This is a genomic window from Thermodesulfobacteriota bacterium, assembly GCA_039028315.1.
GTDB lineage: Bacteria > Desulfobacterota_D > UBA1144 > Nemesobacterales > UBA2774 > CR02bin9.
Genome location: JBCCIH010000138.1, coordinates 1 through 6,749, shown reverse-complemented (window position 1 = coordinate 6,749; position 6,749 = coordinate 1). Strand labels below are relative to the sequence as shown.

The following is a 6,749-nucleotide window of genomic DNA, read 5'->3' as shown; positions in this document are numbered from 1 at the left end:
TTATGAAGTGACTTTCATTGAACCTGGAGAGAAAATAACTGTTAAACTCGTTCCATCAACAGCTGAGTATGTTAATGAGAAAACATGGGTTGTAATACCTATTGATAAATGGTCAACTAGGGTTATGTTGACAGACATCTACACTCTTCCCAGCTACGAGGTTCATCCTGATGTAATGACACAAATAAACAATCTTCAGGAAAGACTTGAAAAACTAAGGGATTTAGCCGAGAGAAGTTAGTCTATTATAGAAGATTTCCTTTTTCACATATAGACTCAAATTCCCCTATATCGGATGAGTAACTAAGATCATATTGTTTTGAGTCTTCTAATGCCGATCTATGAGCCGCTTCCACAAATACTTGTGCTTTAATTATGTCATTTTGAGTTACTTTAAATACTGTTTTGCTGGAGATACAATCTGCAAAATCCTTATGTGCAGATATAAAAGCCTTCTCGAATCTCGGCAAAAATTCAGGGTATTCACCTTCTAAATAAGACATTTCAAAAATTTTTGAGGCGTCGTGCAATGTTCCGTCAGACTTCCAAATTTCCACCGGAATAGATCCAGGGTATCCGGCAAATCTTCCAACATGTATAGTGCCCTGTGTGCCGATAATATAAGTTTCGTTATTATATCCAGATGAGTGTGTACGGCTCATGTCCAGTCTGCCTATTACACCGCTTGGAGTAGTAAACTCTACAAAAGCAGTATTTCCTCCCTCATCTATTGGACTCTGATAACCTTTTGCTTCAAATATTCTAGCCCAAACTTTATTTGGGAACTCACCTGTGAGCCATATTGCCTCATCAGCAATATGTATTCCCATATCGTAAATTATTCCCTTGCTGCTATAAGTTTCAGGTGGAGGGTTTTTATCTCTAAGTATGTTTCTGATCTCTCTTATTTCACCAATAAGATCTTTATCTAAGAGCTCTTTGGTGTAACAAAGCGCCTCGTCATATCTACGTTGAAGCCCGATCTGCAAGACGTTGGGCTCAAGTCCTATATTCTTTAGAAACTCAAACGATTCACATAGGTCATCTGTGAGAGGCTTCTCAAGGTATACAGGAATCTTTGCCTGTATAAATGGCAGTGCATCCTTTGCGTGATCATTGGTTGGAGTTGCTACGATGACAGCCTCAATTTCGGGATGCTCACTCATCATTTCTTCAGGAGAGTTCTGTATGTCACATCTAAGGGACAAAATTTCTTTTGTTTTTATTGATGCGGCCGTTCTTCTATCACCTATGCATACAATTTCATGTCCCAAATCAAGTATGATTTTAGCATGAACTCTGCCGGCTCTTCCTGTTCCGAAAACCCCGTATTTCATAGCATAAAAGTACTTAATACCCTCATTTATGTCTATTTAATCACCGCGATATTTAGGCAATACTAAATAGGCTTTATAGATTTTTTATTCATTTTATTCTAAAATACTCTAGAGATAAATTATTTGCACGGAGGATGATATGGTTAATAAACACTTTTATATAAGTTTTCTTCTAGTATTCGCATTGGTTTTAGGCGCTTGCGGTGTTAAGCCGCCTATTGATGACGACACTCCACCGGGGATATCAATAGTTGCTAGTGACTCAACCTATAACCCTAACAATAAATACTCTTATATGCGTTACGATGATGTAGGACCAGGATATGTACCTTTCTCTGGAACAATTGGCCCAAGATATGAGACCGGCTTTGTGACAAAGGATGGCTCTGTAAACTTACAGGTAAAAGGGTATGACCCAGGAGGCATAAAGAGTATAGTCGTTAGAGCACAGAATGGCACCATCACACCAGGCAAGTATATAGGTCCTTTCCCTACTACGCTTGAAGTAACAACTGAGGGCGATACTGATGTGCTTGTTTTTGCAAACGCTGGGAAATATGCAAATACTCCTCTTGATCATACAATAGCTATCAGCCCGAAGACCGATAATCCTGAAGTTATTGTAAGTGTTGAGGTTTTTGATATGGGAGGTATCAGCGGTAGAAGCAATTCTACTAAGGCTCCTGATATAATTCTTGCATTCAGTGCTCAATAAGTTTATTACAGCTAGTTAATTACAAAGAAGTAACCAGGATATTATTTAGATAATACCTATTGGAGGGATACGTTTTGAAGAGGCTATTAATAGGTTTTTTCTTTCTGATATTTTCATTAGCGGGAGCATATGCTCAAACTGCAGGACCAAACTATTTGTTTGTTATAAATTTTGATAGTGGAACTTATGAAAAGGGCAAGCTATCACTAAATGGCAATGGCCAGAGCAACGTTATCTATTTCTCTGATAAGCCCGTTCTCGAATCAGGGCATATGGGAATTAAAAAGTTTGTTGAGATATGGGGTGAGGGAGAGCAGAATTTCAATTCAATTCCCCCAAACTCTACACTTTCAATAATTAAAGATGAAGTTGAGACAAATAGTGTTTTCATACTGTCTAATCCTACAGTTGACGGCGCTGCCATTGTATTTGATGCAGAACTAGTTAAAGGTAAGCCCACTAAAACATTTGAAGCGGGCGGATTATTCTTAGATACAAAGCTCGGGAATAATTAATCTGGCTTCTTTGACCTAGTTACAAAAGTGGTCGGTGAGAATTTATTAAGTAGAGTATCGTCTCCTGACCACCAGTCCTCATAGAAACTCATTATCACAAATCCTGCCTTAGTCTGACCGCCTATTAGAGTTTGTAGGCTGTGGCTCCAAACTATAGGCACTTCGTCATCGATAATCCTTTTGAAATCCGTTTTATTTAGGCTATCAACGTCAGAGTATGGTAGGTTGTGTTTTACTTCTAAAACGCCTTTTTTCTGTGCTTCAGCATGGTCAAATAGAAAAAAGCTCGGATTTAACATTCCTGCTAAAAGCTCGCCACCCGGTTTTAGTACTCTAAAGAACTCTTTCCAAACTTTCTCAACATCAGGAACAAAGACAGTAGAAGCAGCATTCACTACATAATCAAAGCTGGAGTCCTTAAAATCACTAAGATCTGACATGTCTGCCATTACTGTGAGTAGCTTTAAGCCATCTCGGTTTGCTACAAATAAATCTTTTTTTAGCTGCTCCTCAGAAATATCGACACTTATCACATTTGCGCCGGCTGCGGCAATAATAGGAGCCTGCTGTCCTCCGCCTGATCCAACGCACAATACTTCTCTACCCTTTATGTCTTTGATCCACTCATTGGGCACAAATTTGTTTGGCGTCAGTCTTAGTCTTACATCTCCATTCTTAGCCGCCTGGATTTCTTCACTCGATACCGGAGTGCACCACGGGCTCTCCTCTATAGACTCCTCATTCCATGCGTGGGCGTTATGTTTTGAAATATCAATCTTACTCATAATAAGCTCTGGAAAATTATTATACAGAATCTTAGTTTAAAATCAGATTCCTAATATGTTGTTCTATATAATCAGAAGTGATATAGTCTTGATTAGAATATAACTGGAGGGTTATCGATGGCATATCATAGAAATTTCTTGTTGATTTTGATTATTCCTTTATTCGTACTTGCGTATTCCTGCTCAAACAACTCCAACAGTCAAGACAATACTAAGAAGATAATAATTTCTTCAGACGTAGGGGCGGGTCTTGTTAATGGGACATCTAGCAGTCCATCAGATACAGATGATTCGTATGCTATTGAGTTAATGACTAGCTATGTAGATGCAGAGGTTTTAGCTGTTGTAACTGTGCACGGAAATAATATAGAACCTGCTACTTTCTTTGCTGCAAATCAGACCTTCTTAGATACGCCGGGAGTATGGAATGGCCCAATTTCTCGAGGCTCACAAATACCACTTGCTCTTCCTGATGACATTATCTGGACAGGAGGCATAAATGGAGATGAATCCGAGCCACAGTTATGTATAAATGTTGGTGTTCAAGCAATGGCTGATTTGCTGGAAGAAAGTGAAGATCTGGTTACCATTCTTGCTTTGGGACCGCTGACCGATATAGCATGCTTAGTGTTAAATTTCCCAGATGTCTTAGATAAGATTGAAGAAATAGTGTTCCTTGGCGGACGCGCACCGGATCAACTGCTAGCCTATGATTTTGCCCCTGATGTTATCTTTACAGACTTTAATGTTGCGCAGGACAATCGTGCAGCACAAGTGGTTTTAGAACAGTCGACTATTCCATTTACGTTCATCAATTTTTCGATTTCTTCGAGTAGCCTATACACTGATGAGCAAATAGATTCTCTAGGAGATCCCGAGTGCGGTGCTAGATCACAGCTTCTCTCCAGAGCATCACAGGATCGCCTAGAAGAGTTAGCCGAATTGCTAGGAATGGATGTTATGGATACTTTTGATATTAATGCAGCATATTATTTAGCTAAACCAGAGATGTTTATTTGTGAAGATGCAGGGTTTGATTTTGTCGACTGTGCTATTGGTACTACAGGTGTATATAATGGCGTGGACAACCCGTGTGCCGGACATGGTCCAGATCAGCCTAGCGATCTGAACTTAGAGAGTGTGCAGCTTTGGGTTGACCCATCATATTTGGGACAGAGCAGGACAGTTAATTCCTGTATTTCATATGTAAATCAGGAAGAACTTGAGAGATTTGAAACTGGGACCATCGAAGTATTTTGTGAGGGCGATGTTTGGGCTGATCTACCAGAATAGTCACAAGAAACAATCTTATCTCTATTTTCAGAATCTAGATCTAGTGCCAAGTTATTGCATTCTATATTGTATATCTTTGTTATGTACTCACTCGTAGTATATTATGAGAATATATAGATTAATATTAGATGACGGGATAATATAATTTTGAATTATAATCTCAAAGGGCAATTACCATTATTAATAATTAGAAAAAAAGGGGGAATACTATGATAAGAATTAATGCTCTTCTAACATTATTTTTTCTTTTTATGACATCTTTTAGCCTTGCAGATAATGAAGATTGCCCGGCTGTGAATTTTTTAAATCTCTCAGAATATCAACAATCCAACATTGATCAGGTACCTGCTTCTGATCAGGTTTTTTGTGAAGGGAATTATCTTATTGTGAAGAGCAATGGCATGCCTACTTACAAAGCTGAGAGGATTACTCCGAACTCTATATCAGCACAAAACTACCACTGGAAAATACCACTAAATCCAAAAATTGCCGATACTCCTTCAGAGATACCCTATCTTGGACCTGTAGCAGTTACGATAACGGGCATACCTATATACTCTCCAAACGAAGCCGGCGATTTGGGCTATGGAGATGCAAAATTGGATGACATACTAGATAGTTGTGGAGGCCATATTGGCCCAAATGGAAGCTACCATTTCCATGCTCGTCCGGAATGTCCATTTAGTACAGCGCAAGACTTAGCCTCATCCATATTAGGTTATTCGTTTGACGGTTTTCCTATTATGGCGCCCTATGTATGTATAGATCAACAATGCAATGATCTTAGGAAAGTAAAAGGCAGCTGGCAAGAATGTAAAGACGACAAATGTAAAAAAACTAACTTTAAAATTTTAGATAGCAGCTGGGAGCTAATTGATCCTTCTATTAAATCAGCTTGGGAGAAATTTGAATTTGTTGAAGGCTCAGGAGATCTCGATAAATGTAATGGAATGTTTGGAGCTGATGGTAAATATAGATACTACGCAACAGATACTTTCCCCTACAATCTTGGCTGCTATAAAGGAGTAATAGATAGAGATTTAAATAATCTTAGACCAGGATGGAGTGATCGAGCCTCGTTTAATGAGCCAAGACTAGGAACAAATAGTGGACAAAGACCACCTGGAGGGCAAAGGGGAAATTCTTCTTCAATGAGAGGGCATCCTGATCTTGGCGTGGCCGCAAATAGGCTTGGCATACCAGAGAATGAGCTCAGAAGAGCTCTAGGGCCTCCTCCTCCGGATCTTCAGCAGGCTGCACAGGAGCTCGGTATAAGTGTAAATGAGCTACGAGACGCATTACACAATCAGTAGAAAAAACTATATGCTCTCTTATCTCTAAAAAAAGCTTATTTTGTTAAAGTTGATTCAATTACAACAACCCAGTGCGATACAGATAATGGTGTTGTAAATATAGAAGTAGGATTTGCCCCTCTAAATCCAGCAGAGTTTGTTATTCTTCAGATCCAGCAGATTGCTGGTCAAGCGTCATAGGTATTACTGAGGCGGGGAGCATAAACATTGTATGCCAGTGTCCATACATTTCCAGCCTTTCTCGCAAGTGCCTGTGCCGCATGCACCTGATTTTAGCTGAGAGCAAGTTCCCTCAAGAAGGACTACATTACTAGTTTTTCCAAAGTTGAAATTGTTTTCGACAGATGTTTCCAAAGTAACTTTTGGATATGTTTGCTCACATCCTGACCCATCACCTGCCAATAAATACGTTGACAATGAAAACGAGATTGCCATTACTAAAATAACCAAAGAAGATGTTCTAAATATTTGTTTTATCACAATACATTGTCTCCGTGTTGTCTTCTCTAAATGATCCGAGCATAGAAGATTTTCTTATACCTGTCAACATGATCTCTGGATTATTAAAGAATTGTTAAGATCTGCATTATGAGACTAAATTCATCTTGACAATAAATATTTATCATTATGCTTACAAGTAGGATCGAGGATAGGAAAGGGAACATTTAATATGAAGATAGTACTTATTAATCCCTACAATGTAGGGTGGAGTGGTCTTCAGAATATACTCCAAATCGAACCTATAGGTCTTGAGATCATTGGTACTTATCTACAAGAAGACCATGATGTTT

8 protein-coding genes and 1 pseudogene are annotated in these 6,749 nt (G+C 38.9%); 6 read left to right on the top strand and 3 right to left on the bottom strand.

Going from position 1 to position 6,749, the window contains the following annotated elements; all coding sequences use genetic code 11:
- On the top strand, positions 1 to 241 hold a 241-nt coding region (locus AAF462_08845), incomplete at its 5' end, for a hypothetical protein (GenBank protein ID MEM7009224.1).
- Between the two features lie 4 nt (positions 242 to 245).
- Here AAF462_08845 and AAF462_08840 read toward each other — a convergent pair.
- A complete protein-coding gene (locus AAF462_08840; GenBank protein ID MEM7009223.1) occupies positions 246 to 1,337 on the bottom strand; it encodes a Gfo/Idh/MocA family oxidoreductase in 1,092 nt (363 codons plus the stop codon).
- A gap of 139 nt (positions 1,338 to 1,476) precedes the next feature.
- Between AAF462_08840 and AAF462_08835 the strand changes: the two genes are divergently transcribed.
- The gene (locus tag AAF462_08835) at positions 1,477 to 2,052 is read left to right on the top strand and encodes a hypothetical protein (protein ID MEM7009222.1); all 576 of its coding nucleotides are present in this window, start codon (positions 1,477 to 1,479) and stop codon (positions 2,050 to 2,052) included.
- A gap of 74 nt (positions 2,053 to 2,126) precedes the next feature.
- Entirely contained in the window at positions 2,127 to 2,567 is a 441-nt protein-coding gene (locus tag AAF462_08830; protein ID MEM7009221.1) for a hypothetical protein, read from the top strand.
- Here the strand turns inward: AAF462_08830 and AAF462_08825 are convergent.
- Positions 2,564 to 3,352: a class I SAM-dependent methyltransferase gene (locus AAF462_08825; GenBank protein MEM7009220.1), complete on the bottom strand. Its 789-nt coding sequence runs from the start codon at positions 3,350 to 3,352 to the stop codon at positions 2,564 to 2,566. The two genes, AAF462_08830 and AAF462_08825, sit on opposite strands and share 4 nt — an antisense overlap.
- Positions 3,353 to 3,469: 117 nt before the next feature.
- On the opposite strand from AAF462_08825, the gene AAF462_08820 reads away from it, so the two are divergent.
- From AAF462_08820 to AAF462_08810, 3 genes and pseudogenes are all read left to right on the top strand, one after another.
- Positions 3,470 to 4,645 carry a nucleoside hydrolase gene (locus AAF462_08820; GenBank protein MEM7009219.1) on the top strand — a complete coding sequence of 392 codons (1,176 nt, stop codon included), beginning with the start codon at positions 3,470 to 3,472 and terminating at the stop codon, positions 4,643 to 4,645.
- 209 nt (positions 4,646 to 4,854) lie between these two features.
- Positions 4,855 to 5,958: a YHYH protein gene (locus AAF462_08815; protein MEM7009218.1), complete on the top strand. Its 1,104-nt coding sequence runs from the start codon at positions 4,855 to 4,857 to the stop codon at positions 5,956 to 5,958.
- Between the two features lie 21 nt (positions 5,959 to 5,979).
- A pseudogene (locus AAF462_08810) lies at positions 5,980 to 6,138 on the top strand (phage tail sheath family protein).
- A 3-nt stretch (positions 6,139 to 6,141) separates the two neighbouring features.
- Here AAF462_08810 and AAF462_08805 read toward each other — a convergent pair.
- Positions 6,142 to 6,438: a hypothetical protein gene (locus AAF462_08805; GenBank protein ID MEM7009217.1), complete on the bottom strand. Its 297-nt coding sequence runs from the start codon at positions 6,436 to 6,438 to the stop codon at positions 6,142 to 6,144.
- Positions 6,439 to 6,749 lie beyond the last annotated feature (311 nt).

Bases quoted from the DNA above. Each gene is read 5' to 3' on its own strand.
- AAF462_08825 (MEM7009220.1), bottom strand. From the start codon at position 3,352: ATGAGTAAGATTGATATTTCAAAACATAACGCCCACGCATGGAATGAG.
- AAF462_08835 (MEM7009222.1), top strand. From the start codon at position 1,477: ATGGTTAATAAACACTTTTATATAAGTTTTCTTCTAGTATTCGCATTG.
- AAF462_08840 (MEM7009223.1), bottom strand. From the start codon at position 1,337: ATGAAATACGGGGTTTTCGGAACAGGAAGAGCCGGCAGAGTTCATGCT.
- AAF462_08820 (MEM7009219.1), top strand. From the start codon at position 3,470: ATGGCATATCATAGAAATTTCTTGTTGATTTTGATTATTCCTTTATTC.
- AAF462_08815 (MEM7009218.1), top strand. From the start codon at position 4,855: ATGATAAGAATTAATGCTCTTCTAACATTATTTTTTCTTTTTATGACA.